The sequence below is a fragment of the Kocuria sp. CPCC 204721 genome (assembly GCF_040980945.1).
GTDB classification, from domain to species: Bacteria; Actinomycetota; Actinomycetes; order Actinomycetales; family Micrococcaceae; genus Kocuria; species Kocuria marina.
In genome coordinates this window covers 1-1,376 of record NZ_JAVKPO010000047.1, presented here as the reverse complement: position 1 = coordinate 1,376, position 1,376 = coordinate 1, and the positions used below count along the sequence as shown (strand labels likewise).

General features: G+C 69.2%; 1 pseudogene. It reads left to right on the top strand.

Going from position 1 to position 1,376, the window contains the following annotated elements:
• Window positions 1-121 precede the first annotated feature (121 nt).
• Window positions 122-1,376 (top strand): annotated as a pseudogene (locus RF637_RS13770) (ISL3 family transposase); the annotation flags it as partial.

The following is a 1,376-nucleotide window of genomic DNA, read 5'->3' as shown; positions in this document are numbered from 1 at the left end:
GGCTCTTCACAGATGAGGGTGTAGCTGTGGTGCGACCTGGGGCGGCGCGTCGGTGTCGGGGTGAGGGTCGAGGTCTTCCGATGATGGGAGTTCTCACACAACCCGTCCGGAAGACCTCGACGTGCCTGACGCTACCTTCACGCGCCCTGACCTGACTACCTTCACCCGCCTCGACGGCCTCGGTCTGGAGGTCACCGGCCAGCTGCTCGAGCCTGACCGGTCCGTGCTGGCGTGCCGGGTCGTGGAGCCGGACGACTGGTGCAGGCGGTGCGGCTGCCAGGGCGTGCCCCGTGACACGGTGAGCAGGGAGTTGGCGCACGAGCCGTTCGGGTGGCGCCCTACCACGCTGGTGCTCACCGTGCGCCGCTACCGCTGCAAGGAGTGCTCGCACGTGTGGCGTCAGGACACCACCGCTGCGGCGCCGCCGCGGGCCAAGATCTCCCGCGCCGGCCTGCGGTGGGGTCTGGTCGGGATCGTCGTCGGCCACCTGTCGATGCCCCGAGTTGCCGAAGGACTGGGCGTGGCGTGGAACACCGCCAACGACGCGGTCCTGGCTGAGGGCCGGCGTCTGCTCATCAAGGACCCGACCCGCCTGGACGGTGTCAAGGTCGTCGGGGTCGATGAGCACGTGTGGCGGCACACCCGGCGCGGTGACAAGTACGTCACCGTCGATCATCGACCTCACCCCGGTCCGGGACGGCACCGGGCCCTCACGCCTGCTGGACGTGGTCGAAGGTCGGCCGAAGAAGGCGTTCAAGGACTGGCTGGCCGAGCGGGACCAGGCTTGGCGCGATGGGATCGAGGTCGTGGCCATGGAGGGGTTCGCGGGCTTCAAGACCGCCACCACCGAGGAGCTGCCGGACGCCGTCACGGTTATGGATCCCTTCCACGTCATCCGGTTGGCCGGGGACGCTCTCGATGAGTGCCGCCGCCGAGTCCAGCAGGAACTGCACGGACACCGCGGACGCAAGGGCGACCCGCTCTACACCGCGCGGCGGACCCTGCACACCGGGGCTGACCTGCTCACCGACCGCCAGCACGAGCGCCTTGACAAGCTCTTCGCTGGGGACCGGCACGTGCAAGTCGAGTGCACCTGGGGGATCTACCAGCGCATGATCTCCGCCTACCGTCACCCCGACCGGGCAGCCGGCCGCGTCGAGATGAGCTCCGTGATCGACGCCCTCGCCGACAGTGTGCCTGAGGCGTTGGTAGAACTGCGCAAGCTCGGCCGCACCCTGACCAGACGCGCCTGCGACGTCCTGGCCTACTTCGACCGGCCGCGCACGAGCAACGGACCTACCGAAGCCGTGAACGGTCGCCTCGAGCACCTGCGTGGCCTGGCCCTCGGCTTCCGCAACCTCACCAACTACATCGCC